This window comes from Gammaproteobacteria bacterium (genome assembly GCA_016765075.1).
Lineage (GTDB): Bacteria > Pseudomonadota > Gammaproteobacteria.
The window spans coordinates 1-16,064 of sequence record JAESQP010000126.1 but is presented as its reverse complement, the minus strand read 5'-3'; the positions used below and the strand labels follow the sequence as shown (position 1 = coordinate 16,064).

General features: G+C 44.5%; 21 protein-coding genes. 5 read left to right on the top strand and 16 right to left on the bottom strand.

Annotated elements, in window-relative coordinates; genetic code table 11:
* A partial coding sequence (locus JKY90_07700; protein MBL4852145.1) for a winged helix-turn-helix transcriptional regulator occupies window positions 1–440 on the top strand: 440 nt, incomplete at its 5' end.
* Between the two features lie 33 nt (window positions 441–473).
* Here JKY90_07700 and tpx read toward each other — a convergent pair.
* From tpx to JKY90_07665, 7 genes are all read right to left on the bottom strand, one after another.
* Window positions 474–971, bottom strand: a complete 498-nt coding sequence (tpx, locus tag JKY90_07695; GenBank protein ID MBL4852144.1) for a thiol peroxidase — start codon at window positions 969–971, stop codon at window positions 474–476.
* A gap of 117 nt (window positions 972–1,088) precedes the next feature.
* Window positions 1,089–2,006: a neutral zinc metallopeptidase gene (locus JKY90_07690; protein MBL4852143.1), complete on the bottom strand. Its 918-nt coding sequence runs from the start codon at window positions 2,004–2,006 to the stop codon at window positions 1,089–1,091.
* Between the two features lie 98 nt (window positions 2,007–2,104).
* On the bottom strand, window positions 2,105–2,584 hold the full coding sequence (locus tag JKY90_07685) for a pyridoxamine 5'-phosphate oxidase family protein (protein ID MBL4852142.1): 480 nt from the start codon (window positions 2,582–2,584) through the stop codon (window positions 2,105–2,107).
* A gap of 22 nt (window positions 2,585–2,606) precedes the next feature.
* Window positions 2,607–2,951 carry a histidine triad nucleotide-binding protein gene (locus JKY90_07680; protein MBL4852141.1) on the bottom strand — a complete coding sequence of 115 codons (345 nt, stop codon included), beginning with the start codon at window positions 2,949–2,951 and terminating at the stop codon, window positions 2,607–2,609.
* Between the two features lie 31 nt (window positions 2,952–2,982).
* Window positions 2,983–3,603: a hypothetical protein gene (locus JKY90_07675; protein ID MBL4852140.1), complete on the bottom strand. Its 621-nt coding sequence runs from the start codon at window positions 3,601–3,603 to the stop codon at window positions 2,983–2,985.
* Window positions 3,604–3,608: 5 nt separating this feature from the next.
* A complete protein-coding gene (locus JKY90_07670) occupies window positions 3,609–4,040 on the bottom strand; it encodes a DUF3617 family protein (protein MBL4852139.1) in 432 nt (143 codons plus the stop codon).
* Window positions 4,041–4,096: 56 nt separating this feature from the next.
* Window positions 4,097–4,852 carry a phosphodiesterase gene (locus JKY90_07665; GenBank protein MBL4852138.1) on the bottom strand — a complete coding sequence of 252 codons (756 nt, stop codon included), beginning with the start codon at window positions 4,850–4,852 and terminating at the stop codon, window positions 4,097–4,099.
* A 162-nt stretch (window positions 4,853–5,014) separates the two neighbouring features.
* On the opposite strand from JKY90_07665, the gene mscL reads away from it, so the two are divergent.
* From mscL to JKY90_07650, 3 genes are all read left to right on the top strand, one after another.
* Window positions 5,015–5,428 carry a large conductance mechanosensitive channel protein MscL gene (gene mscL / locus JKY90_07660; protein ID MBL4852137.1) on the top strand — a complete coding sequence of 138 codons (414 nt, stop codon included), beginning with the start codon at window positions 5,015–5,017 and terminating at the stop codon, window positions 5,426–5,428.
* A gap of 143 nt (window positions 5,429–5,571) precedes the next feature.
* Complete coding sequence (locus tag JKY90_07655) at window positions 5,572–5,763, top strand: Trm112 family protein (protein ID MBL4852136.1); 192 nt, start codon at window positions 5,572–5,574, stop codon at window positions 5,761–5,763.
* A gap of 38 nt (window positions 5,764–5,801) precedes the next feature.
* Window positions 5,802–6,410, top strand: a complete 609-nt coding sequence (locus JKY90_07650; GenBank protein ID MBL4852135.1) for an arylesterase — start codon at window positions 5,802–5,804, stop codon at window positions 6,408–6,410.
* Between the two features lie 366 nt (window positions 6,411–6,776).
* On the opposite strand, the gene tsaB is transcribed toward JKY90_07650, so the two are convergent.
* From tsaB to JKY90_07635, 3 genes are all read right to left on the bottom strand, one after another.
* Window positions 6,777–7,484 carry a tRNA (adenosine(37)-N6)-threonylcarbamoyltransferase complex dimerization subunit type 1 TsaB gene (tsaB, locus tag JKY90_07645; protein ID MBL4852134.1) on the bottom strand — a complete coding sequence of 236 codons (708 nt, stop codon included), beginning with the start codon at window positions 7,482–7,484 and terminating at the stop codon, window positions 6,777–6,779.
* 222 nt (window positions 7,485–7,706) lie between these two features.
* Window positions 7,707–8,102, bottom strand: a complete 396-nt coding sequence (locus JKY90_07640) for a response regulator (protein MBL4852133.1) — start codon at window positions 8,100–8,102, stop codon at window positions 7,707–7,709.
* Window positions 8,103–8,270: 168 nt separating this feature from the next.
* The gene (locus tag JKY90_07635; GenBank protein MBL4852132.1) at window positions 8,271–9,155 is read right to left on the bottom strand and encodes a pentapeptide repeat-containing protein; all 885 of its coding nucleotides are present in this window, start codon (window positions 9,153–9,155) and stop codon (window positions 8,271–8,273) included.
* Window positions 9,156–9,825: 670 nt separating this feature from the next.
* On the opposite strand from JKY90_07635, the gene JKY90_07630 reads away from it, so the two are divergent.
* Entirely contained in the window at window positions 9,826–11,670 is a 1,845-nt protein-coding gene (locus JKY90_07630; protein ID MBL4852131.1) for an EAL domain-containing protein, read from the top strand.
* A gap of 210 nt (window positions 11,671–11,880) precedes the next feature.
* On the opposite strand, the gene JKY90_07625 is transcribed toward JKY90_07630, so the two are convergent.
* The 6 genes from JKY90_07625 to motD all read right to left on the bottom strand — a co-directional run bounded on the left by JKY90_07625 (window position 11,881) and on the right by motD (window position 15,787).
* A complete protein-coding gene (locus JKY90_07625) occupies window positions 11,881–12,288 on the bottom strand; it encodes a DUF2802 domain-containing protein (GenBank protein ID MBL4852130.1) in 408 nt (135 codons plus the stop codon).
* A gap of 22 nt (window positions 12,289–12,310) precedes the next feature.
* Window positions 12,311–12,475, bottom strand: a complete 165-nt coding sequence (locus JKY90_07620; GenBank protein MBL4852129.1) for a hypothetical protein — start codon at window positions 12,473–12,475, stop codon at window positions 12,311–12,313.
* Window positions 12,476–12,495: 20 nt separating this feature from the next.
* Window positions 12,496–12,999: a chemotaxis protein CheW gene (locus tag JKY90_07615; protein ID MBL4852128.1), complete on the bottom strand. Its 504-nt coding sequence runs from the start codon at window positions 12,997–12,999 to the stop codon at window positions 12,496–12,498.
* 113 nt (window positions 13,000–13,112) lie between these two features.
* Window positions 13,113–14,066 carry a chemotaxis protein CheW gene (locus tag JKY90_07610; protein MBL4852127.1) on the bottom strand — a complete coding sequence of 318 codons (954 nt, stop codon included), beginning with the start codon at window positions 14,064–14,066 and terminating at the stop codon, window positions 13,113–13,115.
* The gene (locus JKY90_07605) at window positions 14,063–14,938 is read right to left on the bottom strand and encodes a ParA family protein (GenBank protein MBL4852126.1); all 876 of its coding nucleotides are present in this window, start codon (window positions 14,936–14,938) and stop codon (window positions 14,063–14,065) included. The genes JKY90_07610 and JKY90_07605 overlap by 4 nt, the downstream gene beginning before the upstream one ends.
* 33 nt (window positions 14,939–14,971) lie before the next feature.
* Window positions 14,972–15,787 carry a flagellar motor protein MotD gene (motD, locus tag JKY90_07600; protein MBL4852125.1) on the bottom strand — a complete coding sequence of 272 codons (816 nt, stop codon included), beginning with the start codon at window positions 15,785–15,787 and terminating at the stop codon, window positions 14,972–14,974.
* Between the last annotated feature and the right edge of the window lie 277 nt (window positions 15,788–16,064).

Here is a 16,064-nt window from a genome sequence, read left to right as displayed (position 1 = left end):
GCAATACCCCGCTATCCTTAAGTCGTTATCTTGGTATCAGTAAAGGTACTGTTTCTCAAACAGCAATAGTATTAGAAAACAAAGGATTGATTGAGAAAGTTCAGGATAAAAATGATCGTCGTATTATCCACTTGCTGTTGACCGACGCAGGCAAAAACGTCGTTAAAAACGCCTTTGCTAATGAGTATTGGAGCAATACCTGTGAACGCCTTCCTGCACAACAGCGCGAACGTATGGCGCAAGACTTGTCGCAGCTACTACTTGAATTGACGCAGCAACACAAAGCCCAAAGCTTTGGTGTTTGCCGAACGTGCAAATACTTTACCTACGAAGGCAGTCACTACACTTGCGGTTTAATGCAGGTTCAGTTGACAGCTAGCGAAACTGCCAAACTTTGCCATGAACACTGCTTTGCCGACGACCAAACTAGCAGCAATTAAAACCAAAACCTACTGCTGCCCCCTCTCGGGACGCTACAAAGCGCCTATGGCACCATCGTAGTCTGGCTCATCGGCGATCTCGCCAACCAACTGCGAAAAGACAACCTTGTTATTGCCATCTAAAGACACTAATGCACGTGCTGTGATGCCCGCTAATGGGCCATCTTGAATCAACACACCATAATCTTTGGCAAAATTACGTGAGCGCATCATCGACAGTGGCACAACATTATCAAGACCTTCACCTTGGCAAAAACGTGACATGGCAAAAGGTAGGTCAGCAGAAACCGTTAATACCACAACATCTTCACGGCTCTTAGCAAATTCATCAAATTTTTTGGTGGAGAGCTGGCAAACAGGCGTATCCAAGCTTGGCACAATACTGATTAACTTCTTCTTACCCATATACGTTGCCAGGTTAACGTCATTGAGGTCCTTATCAACCAAGTGAAAATCAGGGGCGGTACTACCCACAGTCGGTACATCACCGTTGGTGTGTATTTCGTTGCCTTTTAATGTAATGGTCGCCATGGTGCTCTCCTAACCAGATAAAAACCAGATACCGCACTGTAATACAGTACTGTCATAGCAGCAACCACCGATTAATCCGGTGCATAAACTACTGATTTACAAGATTGAATTGATAAATTACAAATTTTTGAATGTGTCACAACTCTCCATGGCACCACTTGCTAAACCTGTTTTAAACCATTTCACTCGTTGCGCTGAACTGCCATGGGTAAACGAATCCGGGCTGACATAGCCTTGCGACTGTTTCTGTAAGGTATCATCGCCAATGGCACTCGCTGCGGTAAGACCTTCTTCTACATCACCGACCTCAAGTAATTGCCGCGTGTTATTGGCATGATGAGCCCAAACACCGGAGAAGCAATCGGCCTGCAATTCCTGTTGTACAGAAAGTTTATTGCCTTCAGTCTCGCTGAGCCTGTTACGAGCGGCATGCACTTTGCCAGATATACCTAATAAAGTTTGTATGTGGTGGCCAACTTCGTGAGCAATCACATAAGCCTGAGCAAAGTCGCCGGGCGCATTAAGTTGATTTTTCAATTGATCAAAAAAAGCCAAATCAATATAGATCTGCTGATCACCAGGACAATAAAAAGGTCCAGTGGCGGATTGAGCCATGCCACACGCTGATTTTACAACGCCACGAAACAAGACCAGGCGCGGTACTTTATAGGTCTTGCCCTGTTGACGAAATAAGGTTGTCCACGTTTCTTCTGTGTCGGCTAAAATAACTGAGACAAAATCCACCAATTCTTTTTCTTCTGCAGTTTCTTGTACTAACCCAGAAGTAGCGGTAGAGCCACCTTGACCAGTAACAAGAGACAATACATTACCAAGGTTACCTGTTGCTAAAAGAAAGCCACCAACAAAAACTGCGGCAATGACTGTGCCTTTAATCCCTAAGAACTTAACGGCCAATGGCAACAGGCGCAATATTCCACCACCCCCCAAGCCGCCTATTCCGCCGCCTATTCCACGGGCACGCGTACTACGCCGATCCTCGATGTTGCTACTTTTACGATTGCCACGCCAACGCATAGTGATTCCTCTTGTTCAACCTAAATAAATCATTAGAGAATATACTCGAGTATAGTTAACGTTACGCTAACCAAATAAAATAAAGAGGCAAAAAATAATTAAGAGAGCTTGGCAGACTCTAATAATGTCTTCACAGTTACGCTATGCGCTTGTGCAAAACCACCGACAAAACGCAGCGATTGTGGGTTTAGCTGAAACAAAACAAAATCACCAAAACTAAATAACTGTTCTGACGCGGGCAGACGTTTTAAATATGTTTGCTTTACCGACTCATACGTTGCGCTATCACGTTCAATGGCTTTAACGTCACCACTGATACTGACCCGTGCTAAGGTTTGTGGATCACCCTCGCCTTTATCAGGCTCAGCAATGATTAAAGAAATTTTAGGCTGCTCTAACATGTGTCGGGTATGCTGCGATAATTTACTAATGTGAATATAAAAAGCGGAAAAATCCTCTGCGTAGGCATAAGCGACCATAGCAGCTAGCGGTTGACCTTTGCTATCGACAGTGGCAAGACCTGCCCAACGTTGCTGGTGAATGAGTGCTGCTAAGGCGAATTTTTGTTCTTGCTTCATGCATACCCCAATATTAGCCAGACTAACCCGGTGGCCAGCTTAGTGAGCGGCCACCTAATAGGTGTAGATGAATATGAAAAACAGTTTGGCCGCCATCTTGGTTGCAGTTCACAACCAGGCGATAACCGTTATCAGCAATGTCTTGTTCTTTGGCAATTTTTTTGGCTGTTAGCACTAATTTACCTAATACTGCTTGGTGTGATTCATCGGTATCGTTAATAGTGGCAATATGTTGCTTTGGTATCACTAAGATATGAATCGGCGCCTGTGGACTAACATCGTGAAAGGCAAAGACATCATCATCTTGATAAACAATATCTGTTGGGATATCACCGTTGATTAATTTACAAAATAAACAATCGGACATAACACCGCCTTATTAATTTAAAACGAATAAACTACTGTTTTAGCGTTTTTAATGTTTGCATCGCCTCATTAGTTAAATGACGACCCGGAATAATGAATAAGCCAGGCACTCTTTGCTTATAATAATGGTAAGTTTCGCCGAATTCAGCAAGTAATTTATTGTCTTCTAACTTTGAACCAATAATAAGGTATACGGTAATACAAATACAACTGAGCAACCAGAGTGCGCTCATATCACGCGTCCAAATAATGATTAAACCAAAGAAATACCAAGGGTGCCGCACATGACGATGCAGCCAGGAAAGTCTAAACCCATCTCCAGCTTGGTCTGCTGTAAGGCCAAGAAAACTGACCACATTATAGCTGCGTGCGACTAGTAAAAATCCGATAATGGCAATGAGTGCCATAACGTTTAAGATTATTTTTATAGCGCCACCATGCTGCCAAAGCGTAGGCGTAGAGTCTTGCCAAATTAAATAGGCAATAGGTGCTAACAATACGCTTGAAGCAATGACGTAGATGAGACGATAACGCTGCCCGCTTAAACCTAGCGTGCTGGCACAATAGTCTTTCAGCGATGTTGATGCGGTCAGTGAATGGATAACAAAATAAAGTAGCCAGGCAATAAAAAGAATAAGGAGTTGACTTAACATTACGTTTAAATCTGCTCACAAGGCCCTTTGCGCAAACCGGACATGAGAGAACGGTGTTTATTTTGCAGTTTGCCTTCGTTATCACGAATTTCCATTGCCATAACGCCAGTAAAGCCTTTGTCGTTGAAGGTGATATTACCAACACCATGCAAGCTACCCTTTTCATCATCGCAATGTAAGATCCAGCCAAGTTGATTATCACTATCGGAAACATCGCTGATGTTGCAATTGGTATTATTGGCGGTGGTGTTAGGAATAGGATCTTCAGGGCTGAGGCATTTTTTAGTACTAAAGGGTACGGGGAATATAGCGCCGTTAATCTCAATGCGCACTTCGGTTTCCCACTCACCCGCTTCAAACTCAACAGCAAAGGCATGGTGACCACAAATAAACAATAGCACCAGACTCAGTAGTGAACTATTCATTACATTTTTCACAACGATATATCCTCCAAAATAAGGCCTATTAAGCAACGTGCCCCCTCAAGGGAGTATTAAACCGAACCCTCGGGGTGCACAATACGTACAACACCGGTATCGACACTGCCATCGGCATTCAGTTGCAACCATCGATAGCCCGCTGCCTGTATGTCATTTTGATGTTGCGCGCTATTGGGTAAAAACTGGCTACAAGTCGATGGCGATGCTAATAAGCGAACACCCTTGCGCTGCTGATCAAATTCCTGATGGACATGACCCCACACTATGGCGCGGGGGGAATCAAAGCGATCTATAATATCAAAAAACGCCTGTTTATTCTTCAATTGCATGGCATCCATCCACGCGCTATCGATATCGACTGGTGGATGATGCAAGGCAATGAGGCTATATTTCGCTTGGGTCTCTTGTAGACTTGCCTCGAGAAATTGCAGTTCATCTGTCGATAGCCGACCAAAATCATGCTTACCCTCGGTTGAATCTAATAATATCAATTGCCAATCGCCAAACTCTACATTATTTTTCAAGTCGCTGAATATTTGATGCATTACATCGATATCGTCATGATTGCCAGGCAATAAATAAATCGGTGTTTTTATTTCCGCCAGCATTTCTTGCAAGCGTTGATAGGCGTTTAGCGCACCATGACTGGCTATATCGCCAGTGATAAACAAGGCATCAAAATGTTCGCTTTTGATTAAGTTGATCACTTGATAAAGCGAAGCATCACAATCAATATGTGATAAACGATCGCCCTTATTATTGCCCAGGTGCAGGTCAGTGATATGTAAGAGTCGTAATGGTTTGCTCATAAAAAATTCAGCTTAAAAATGTTTCAGTTAATTGCGACGATAAGATTTACGATATTCAATATTGTTTTGTCTACACAATAATTATATGATTCGGCAGTGGGTGGAGACTCCCTCTAGAAAATAAAACTAATCCAAAAAATACAGGAGAATAAGACGATGAGTATGATGTCAGAGTTCAAAGATTTCGCAATGCGCGGAAATGTAATGGATATGGCTGTTGGTATTGTCATCGGTAGTGCTTTCGGCAAAATTGTCAGCTCCTTCGTTAGCGATATATTAATGCCACCCATTGGTAAGCTAATGGGTGGGGTTGATTTTACTCAGTTATTTATCAACCTGAGCGACACTACTTATGAGACGCTAGCGGTAGCACAAGAAGCCGGCGCACCAACCCTCAACTACGGTAACTTCATTCAAACCACACTTGATTTTATCATTATCGCCTTCGCTATTTTTATGGTGATCAAAGCCATGAATTCAATGAAGAAAAAAGAAGCAGAGGCACCTGCCGAGCCAGATAAGCCTAGCGATGAAGTGTTATTATTACAAGAGATTCGTGACTCTCTTAAAAAATAATAACTATTTAACGCAAGAGTAAACTCGGGGGTAGTCTGCTACCCTCGACCCTTATCCTAGAGAATCTCTTAATTTTATCAAGCTCACCTACGTATTTTTTAGCGTATAATCGCAGGCATAAACCCCTCGTAAGCGACAAGATCATGATTGATAAAAAACTACTCGATATTCTTGTATGCCCAGTCACTAAAGCGCCTCTAATCTATAATAAGAGAAAAAATGAGCTAATTTGCAAAGCCAGCGCCCTTGCCTATCCGATTCGTGATGGCATTCCGATCATGCTTGAAAGCGAGGCACGTCAAATCAGCCTAGAAGAAAAAGAGCAATTACGCTAATCACTGTCTTATCTCACAAAAGATGCGGCGTGAAGCGCATTCAAAAATACCGTATTCTCAACGTCCTGCTAGTGTGCATACTCTGTACGGCATGCTCAGATTCAATTCAGCTTAACGCGCTTAGCGCAGATGACACTGTGCTTGCCTTTGGTGATAGCCTTACTTTTGGTTCTGGCGCTGCCCCACAGCAAAGCTACCCTGCCCAACTGGCACAGCTCATCAATCGTAAAATCATTAATGCCGGTGTACCTGGCGAAATGACTGCTGAAGGACTTATACGTTTACCACAGTTGCTTGATAAACATGAGCCTGCTTTGCTTATCCTTTGCCATGGTGGCAATGATTTTCTACGTAAAAAGCCGTTAGCAGAAACTCGATCGAATATCGCTGAGATGATCGCTATGGCTAAAAAGCGAAATATTGATGTGGTGTTAATGGCCACCCCGACACCAAGCTTATTTCTTTCTGTGCCAGGTTTTTACTCTGACTTGGCAGATGAATTCAAGATCGCTTACGAAGGTAAAATTATTGCGGATGTTGAATCACAACCTACTTTGAAGTCTGATGCGGTGCATCCTAATGCAGAGGGGTATCGACATATTGCACAACAGTTGGCCAAGATATTAAGACAACATGGGGCTTACTAGTACCATGCCAACCGTATAATGACGGTTTCAGCGAGACGAGAAGCGGTCATGTGCAAGGCGCGCGAGTGCAGGACTAGCCGTAGCTAATTCAAGCGAGCGCAACACAGCAGATGGCCGCTTCTCGTCTCGCCCGAAGGGAGCCATTGAAACAGCCCAATCCGGCGTTACACCCCAAGAGCCTGCCCCGTGCTTGGCACGGGGGCACTTCCTCCGGGGCGCAGCCACTTGCACCCCAAGAGTACTTCCTCAGGAATGCTACCGCATTCCCTCAGGGCGCAATAGAACCACTATTGCTGCATGACTGCGCCTCGCCTAAAGCGCCTACTGTTGGTGCTTTGGACTGTTTCAATGGCTCTGAGACCATCACTATACGATTGGCATGACACTAGCTTTTTTATGTGCCACTTGATCTCGAATGTAAACGGGTAAGGCAAATTCAGCAGTAACGGCTCTGCCTTGGGTAGCCTCTTTAGCTGCAATATAGGCGACATCAAGTGCGCTGTCCTCTACACCTTTACCAAGTTTTCTCACTGCCTGTTGAGTCACCCGTATGTCTTCATACACTTGCCAGCCGTTACCAACCATCACCCACTCATCTTTGCATAAATGACCTTCTAGCCAAGTCACCAGCGCAGGATCAGATACCTGTTCTTCCCCAATGAGCTGGGTGTCTCCTAGTTCAGATGTTTGATACGTACCGTGGTAGACCTGATTCATACGTGCGTCAATGGCCACATAGGCGCGTTGATACCCTTCAGTTCGAAACACACCATGCGCTAGCGCGGCCAGTGAAGATACGCCCACAATTGGGCGATCAAGACCAACGGCAAGTCCTTGAATAATACCCGCAGCGACACGCAAACTGGTAAACGCACCAGGACCACGACCAAACGCTAACAGGTCAATGGTGTTTTTTGCATAGGCGGTTTCATCTAATAATTGGCGAATCATCTGTAAAATAATATCGCCGTGCCCACGACTGGCAATATGCGTGCGAGCATAGCTAGCTACACCGTCAGTTAAGGCGACGGAACAATATTCGCTTGCGCTATCAATAGCAAGAATACGTATCATTAGGTTAGAAGATGTCTTTAATGATTGTCGTCATTAAACCAAGGCCGTCTTTTTGACTCCAGACAAGATTGGCGATCACTTTAAAGCATACCACCACGTTTATTACCACGTGCCCCGTGTCGAGAACGGAGCAGACTCTTGGGGCAGCATATACAGTCGCTTCACTCTCTGAGTCGACAATTTCATAAAGCAGAAAACAGAACCGTAGAATACAGCAACGGCTTAAGAACGGGAATGGGGGTTATCTTCATAATATAAAATTTGATGAACACGCTGCAATAGATATTTTGCATCAAACGGCTTAGTGATAAACCACTTAGCACCCGCCTCGGTAGCCTTGGCCATATCGCTTAGCGAATCTAACGCCGTTAACATCACTACAGGCAGCCCTTTCGACATTTTATGACGTTGCAAACGTGTGCAAACCTCATAACCATCCATCGTAGGCATCATGACATCGAGCACGATTAAGTCATACCTAAATGCGGCGACCTTTTCTAAGGCTTCTTTGCCATTGGCAGCAGTTTCAACATTAAAACCACCACGAGTAAGTACGCGCTCTGTCAGTGTTCTACTTGGTTCATCATCATCGACGACAAGTATATTCTTAGCTGTCACCAACATCCTCCATGTCTTTGTTAGTGCTGGCGTCATACTGCGCCCGATATATATTATATATCGATAGCTACTATGAATTCTTTAGTGCTTCTTAAAACTATTGGACGGAAATGACAAAAACTTGGTCATCTCTATTTTGAACAAAGCCCTTCGGGGTACAGGGGTTTCCTAGCGACATATGCCAATAGAATTGACCGCACAACGACGCCGGTCTAGCCAAATCGCATGATCAAGACGTGCGCCGTTAAACTCAACATTGTTAAACTCAGCATTTGAAAAATCAGCATAAGTAAGGTCTGAATTTTTAAAATCTGTGTTATTTATTAATGAATTACGGAAACTAACCCCAATCATTCTTGAATTTGAAAAGTTCGAATTGTTAATCCGCGCTAGCGTCAACACTGAAAATGACATCTCAGAGTCTGACAGATCCATACCCTCTAAGCTGATACCTGTCATGTTACTACTCTGCAAATTACTGTGCCGCAAACTCATATTAATTAGCTTAAGATTCTGTAAATCACAATAGCTCCAGTTGATTCCTTCTGTCGCCTGCACTGAACAATCAACAGGGTCACCAGTTGCTGCTGGTTTGTATAAGGCCAAATAAAAACCAATAAACACTACAACAGCAAATATCGGTATTATTGCTGCGCTTAATGAATAACGACGAATCAGGCCTGGACGTTGGTGACGATGTTGTCTTTGCTCGATCTCGTCATCTGTTTCAGCGTTACGGCGATCGCTGTGGCTACGCAAATCGGAAGCAACATTGTCTAGCTCACCCATGCGCCTATCATAGCCACCACGCTCGTCTTCCCAACGGCGCAACGCCTCAATATGTTCTTCACTCTCATGCGTTAACTTAAAATCAGCGATGTAGGCAACCCACTCTGGCCACTCACCACACACTGCCCAGTGTGCATTGTCAGCACTTAACTCGGTCTTCACACTAACACGCCCAAGCACGACATAACGTTCGATCAGCCCAACTGGAAATGGGCCAGTCACTACGCCTTTTCGCCGAATATACCAAAGTGGCTCTCTTTTCATCTTAGAGCCTGTTAACACTATAAAGACGGCAGCGACGGCGGCCATTTTTTCGCAGGACAAGGCGTAGCGAGCACCGTGTACTTGTGGTACATAAGCGAGCTACTACGTGCCCTCGGGGTGCAACGCAGGACTGAGGAAAAATGGCTCCGTCCCTTCGGGTTGCGCCCCAAATCGGGCCATGCAGCGTTACTCGTCGTTCATTTAGAACCACTAAATCTCTCTCCTCGCGCCTCGCTTGGCCCGATTTGGGGCACAACGCTGCCGTCTTTATAGTGTTAATAGGCTCTAACAATCTCCGTTGCGTCATGTGCAAGATAGCAATTCGTATTTGGCAAAAAACAATCGTCATTAAATCCTTTATCAGCTTCGTTATCATCTCTAGCGATTAACTAAGGTTTCTAGACACCCAGACCCATGGTTTAGATGCATCGTAAGTGACCAACATCCATTATACGGGGCTACAGACGTTACAGCGACTTTAGGGCTGATCTATGTATATTTATAGCCTCTTCTTGACCTCAAGTATGCAGGAAGAGTCCTCAAGAATAAGCCAGTAACGCCGCTAAATAGACAGTCAGATTACATGGGTAGTCACCGTTCCCATTATAGGGCAGACGACACTAACCACCACTATAACGAGGTAAATGTGCCCGTTGGGGTAGTCACATTCATGGCACAAGTAAAACATTATAATGAAGCACTGCCCAGGCCTAACGAAGGTGCCATAAAATCGCTATCAAAATTTGTTAGCGCCTTTGAACATCTGCGTGATATGCGCGTTCTCATTGTTGACGATACCGAACACAATATAGACCTAGCAACAACGATGCTACGAAGAAGTGGTTTCGTCAATGTTGTGACTGCCAACAATGGCATCGAGGCTATCCACACTTTACAAAAAAGCATGAAAAATGGTGTCAGTGATATCGATTTGATCTTGCTTGATGCCATGATGCTAGGCATGGATGGTTATGATGTCTGCTGTAAAATTCGCCAACACAGCGAGTGGGTTGACATCCCAGTTATCATGCTAACCGCTAACAGTATGTGGCAAGATAATATTGCAATCACTAGCCTTGAATGTGGCGCCTCGGATATTATTTTTAAGCCATTGCGACGCATGGAATTAGTGCCTCGAGTTGTCTCTGCGCTCAATCTGAAATGCGAACGTGACTTAAGAAAATCACGCGAGCATGAACTCGAAACCGAATTGTCTGAACGTAAGATTATGGAGGCACGACTTCAATATTTAATTGGTCATGACGACCTGACAGGGCTATGCAATCGCCGCCGTTTGGAAGAAGCGATTAAGATCGCTGTCATACAAGCTAACGATAATAAACGTTATTCTTCATTATTTTATATCGACCTTGATCAATTCAAAGTCATCAATGATCTTGAAGGGCATGCTGCCGGCGATAGAGTGCTAGTTCTTGTTGCCAATACGTTACGTAAACACATACAGAAAAATGACTTGCTAGCACGAATCAGTTCGGATGAGTACGTTATTTTGGCTAGCGATATCAACGAAGCGCGCACTTTGGAATTTGCTCAAACACTGCATAGCACGCTAAATCAATTATCCTTTAAAACTGATGGTAGGACTTACCATATCGGTGCCAGTATTGGTATTTTCTTAATTGCATCAGGCAGCCAATGTACAGCAAGTGAAGCCTTAGTACGCGCAGACCAAGCCTGTTTCGTTGCCAAAACACATGGCCGAAACATGGTTCATGTCTTTGACGAAAAAGATTCTGAAATGCATATTCTACGCAGCGCAGCGCACTGGGTGCCTATTATTAGAAAGGCATTGAAAGACGACTTATTCTGCCTTGCATTTCAGCCCGTGCAACATATTGTCAGTGGTGAAATACGCCATTACGAAGCACTCATCCGTATGATTGATGACTGTGGCAGCCCGAGTGACTTTATCCCAGTCGCTGAACGTATGGGTTTAATACATGAAATTGATCGCTACATGGTTCGCAGTGTAATTAAAACACTTGCCTCACTGCCTAACAGTCAAAGCAATATCTCATTACATGTCAATCTTTCTGCTCACGCATTTCAAGACCCTACGTTATACGCGATGATTCGCGAAGAAATTCATACACATAAAATTGACCCAAAGCGTTTATTGTTTGAAATAACAGAAACCGCTGCCGTCGCTAATACAATACAAACACGCGAAATGGTCATTAAATTACGGCAACTCGGCTGCCGTTTTACATTAGACGATTTTGGTGCTGGCTTTAGCTCATTTAATTACGTCAAACAATTTCCGGTTGATCAACTGAAAATTGATGGTGCGTTTATTCGCAATCTTGTCAATGACCCAGTAGACCAACTACTGGTAAAATCAATGATCGAAGTGAGCAAATCACTCAACAAAGAAATCACCGCTGAATTTGTTGAAAACCAAGAGACACTTGATCTATTAATTAGTTACGGTGTCGACTACGTGCAAGGCTACTTTATAGGTAAGCCATTACCGTTACCCATTGCTAAAGATTAAGGAGCCTCTGATTTATTCTGGGATAGCGAGATTGTGCCTGAAATATTTCAGATCAAGGCACGAATCGCAGCCAATAGTGGGGCTATTGGCAAGGTTCGCAACGCAGAGCTGGGATATTTCAGGTACAAGATCGTGTTCCATGAATAAATCAAAGGTTCCTTAAGGTGTCTCTGGTGAAATATGCGGGCTAAGGCGTGTAAAGTGGTCAAATTATTCGAAACGAATATCAAGGCCAACGGCTGCTGTGGTCTTATGTTGGCCTGCATGTAAAGCGTGAATTAATACTGCCTCTTCTCGTGCTAAACCACAAGTAGTCATTAATTCCTCAACATCTGTGCCTTTTTCTGCCATACGCATTGCTTGAATATAGGGCCGGTCATCACTGACACTGACATTGATTTGGTCTTGCCTGTCTGCCAGGTAACGTGACTGGCCTTCAATTTTATCTAAGTGCTGACTCACTCCCACAGCCCCAACGCAAAGCGCTGACACATCATTCTGCAAGCCTCTAATCACTTGACGTGCGCCTTGCAAACGTTGATTTAACTGATAATAGCCATACGCTAGCGCGATACTCAGTCCAACACATACTGCAATAATCAACATATCAATAGACATAGTGTTTTAAATCCAATATTTGTTAAGCAAACTCATCAATATGCCCTCGGCTATGGCCATCACGTTTTTGTTTTTTTTGTGCTTTCTGCTGAGAGTTATTTGATTGCTGTTGCTGTCGACGTTTTCGTGTTGTCGATTTTTTCGGCCAAACCGGGCCGATCGATTGCACATCTCGCACGTCGTTCATGGCTAAGATCCATTGCCGCTTTATAAAACGGCAACTTCCCTCCATTCCTGTTCAGATAATAATTTATCAAGCTCAACTAAAATTAATAACTCTGAGCCGGTACTGTTTACGCCTTGAATAAATTGTGAACCCTCATCATTACCCACGGCTGGCGCTGGCTCGATTTCAGAAGCACGCATATAAACAACTTCTGCCACACTATCAACAAAAACACCGACTTCTTTATCGTCTACTTCCATAATCACAATGCGCGAGCCACCATCAGGCTCACGATACTCTAAACCAAAGCGGGTTCTGGCATCGATAACCGTCACCACATTACCGCGTAAATTGATAATACCGAGGACAAATTCTGGTGCGCCCGGAACCTGGGTAATTTCCGTTACTTTAAGTACTTCTTGTACGGCCATTACACTGATACCGTACTTTTCTTCATCTAAACGAAATGTCACCCATTGCAATAGTGGATCTTGAATATCCTGATTAATAGGATCCTGGTATTCATCGTATGCGAGCTCAGCCATTGTCTTACTCCTTTACTCTATCGTGTCGCCAACACGGCTACTGCAAAACAGCTTGTTTAGTCAAAAAATCGACACATTCTCTACTTAAACACTTATAAGCAGAAAATATGCCATTACGTGCAAGGGACACAAGAAGATGCCGTAGAACTCTCGCTCTCTTCATTTTTCTCTCTAAGAATTTTTTCCAATACCCCCTTGAGGGGCGCACCTTGTAATAGGGTTGTTGCAAATTCATCACCATCGATGATTGCCGACATTTGTCCGACAAGCGTACCAGCCAACCAAGCACGTTGCGTGCGATCACTGCGCCAGCACACCTCACGCGGGTCTAGGGTAACCACCTCTAGTATTTCATCACACACCAAACCCCATGCTGAATCATCGATAAGCACGACCTTGGTCGTGCGTGTTTGCCATGATTCAATTTTATGCTGGTATCGTTGAGGCACCAATATATTGGACACATCAACGATCTTTGAATTAGTACCGTTGTTAGGCCAAACACCGATAAAATGCTTGCTATAACCTGGCATAGGAGTCAACTCGGCAAACTGCCAATCGAGAATTCCACATAAATGTGTTAGAGGAATTGCTAACCTCAACTTCGCAATGGTAAATTCCAAGACTTCAAACGGCCTACGCGCCCAGTCTGGTGCGCCTTCGACATAATAATCTTCGCTATCATCAGCTAATGCATCATCAAGTAAGAATTCATTACTGCCAGGTTCAACGCCCCGCACCGGAGTGCAAGGTGCTTGTTCGTTAAGGGTGTTCTCTGGTGCTACGGGCTCATCGTCACTCATTTGCAAGCGTTCTTTACTCGATGAACTTTCACCTGGCGAAGACACATCGTCTTCACTAATAAAGAGTGACTTATCTTGCTTTACAGTGATAGGTATTTGGCTTTCAATCTGCTCGTTAATGTCGCTATCAACTGTGAACGAGTCACTCTCTGTGACACTTTCTAATAAGACATCAAAATAATTGTGTAAAGCCGTATCCTTATCGTCCAATTGCTTGGTCAGTGGCGCTATGCCCTCTTGGGAGGAAAAATTATTTTGTCTCATGACATTGCCCTTTGTTGTACCCCAAAGCTCGATTCTGTCTTTTCTTGAGGGCGAGCGCCTTGTACTCCGAGGGTGCTTTTTAATATCCCCTTGTGAGGTGTACGTAACCGTAAATCATCAGTGAGCAATATCTCGTCCAATACGTCTGCGTAGGCCAGCGCACCACGAGAACGTGGATTAATCAGTGATAAGGGCTTGCCTGCTAGGCTGGCATCACGAAACTGCGTATCAACAGGGATTACATGCGGTGAAATGGTTTTGGCATAATTTTCACGCAGTGTACGCAGGCTATGGATCGATGCGCGTGTACGACGGTCAAACATGGTCGGCAAAATGGTGTAGGTCAACTTCATTTGCCTGGCCTTAGTCACCATTGCCAGGGTATTTAGCATACGCTCCAATCCTTTCAACGCCAGAAACTCTGTCTGTACGGGAATCAATAAATGCTCACACGCTGCCAATGCATTGACCATGAGCAACCCTAACATCGGTGGGCAATCAAGCAATGCGTAGTCATAATTGTCGGACAACTGTGCTAAGCCCTGGCTAATAATCAGCCCCTTGCCGCCACTAGCACCTATCTGGCGATCTAGCGTTGCCATTGCTGTCGCGGCCTGTATCAAGTGCAGGCCATCTATGGCTGTTTCCTGTACTACTGCATCGACACATTGAGGCCCATGCTGAAATAAATGATAAATACTGTTAGCGGAAGTATCCGGGTCACCACCAAAATAGCTCGTCAATGAACCATGAGGATCCAGGTCGAGCATTAAAACGCGCTTACCACGTGATGCTAATATGCCTGCCAAGGTGGTGACAGTTGTTGTCTTGCCAACACCGCCCTTTTGATTGGATACTGCCCATACTTTCATTTCGCTACCCTCAAATCCATTATGATGGCCAAGCTAAAAAATACCTGATAATCCAAAACTATTGATTGTCGTAATATCTGGCTCTACTGTTGCACCCGCATCAATAACGATGACAACACGACGGTTATCTGCACGCCCCTGCTCTGTCTCATTGTTGGTTATTGGTCTGAATTGGCCATAGCCAGATGCCGTCAACTGCAACGGGTCAATCCCTACACTGGCTATCAACCTGACAACACTTGATGCGCGCGCAGTAGATAACTCCCAGTTAGTGGGAAATTGTCGTGTACTGATTGGTATATTATCAGTGTGACCTGCAACCCTTACCGGGTAATCAAAACCACGGATAATATCTGCCAGCTTCACCAATACTGGCTCTGCACTGCGTGCCAACACGGCACTACCACTGGTAAATAGAATGCGTGATTTCAATTCAATTTCCAGCGACAGCCCATCTTTTTTGACACTGACTAATTCTTGCTCAATCAGATTTTCCAAGGCATTTTCAATATTCTCAGCGATCTTATCGATATCGATTTGTTGTTCTTTTTCATGGATAAGGTGGGTCAAAGGCATACGCGGCAATTCAATCATCGCTGTATTAGTGGGATCAAAGGCTGACGGTTGACCACTACGCCCAACATTGACCGGGTTAAGACTACTCGCTGGCGCGCGAAACGCCGCCTCTAATGCATCAGACAAAACCCGGTACTTGCCTTCATTAACGGATGACACTGAATACAACACCACAAAAAAAGCAAATAATAAGGTAATAAAGTCGGCATAGGAGATCAACCATCGATCATGATTTACTGGTTCTTCATGCCTATGTCGCCTGTTTGCTCTCATTATTTAAAGGCCTGTTAACCTAATATGGATCGCAGCGACGGCGGCCATTTTTCCGCCCACCAAGGCACAGCGATCGCCGTGTACTTGTTGTACACAAGTGAGCTGAAACGTAGGCTGGCGAAAAAATGGCCCCGTCCTTTCGGGTTGTGCCCCAAATCGGGCCAGTCGGCGTTACTTGTCGTTCATTTAGAACCACTAAATTTCTCTCCTCGCGCCTTGCCTGGCCCGATTTGGAGCGGCAACGCTGCAATCTGAATTGTGTTAACAGACCCTAATC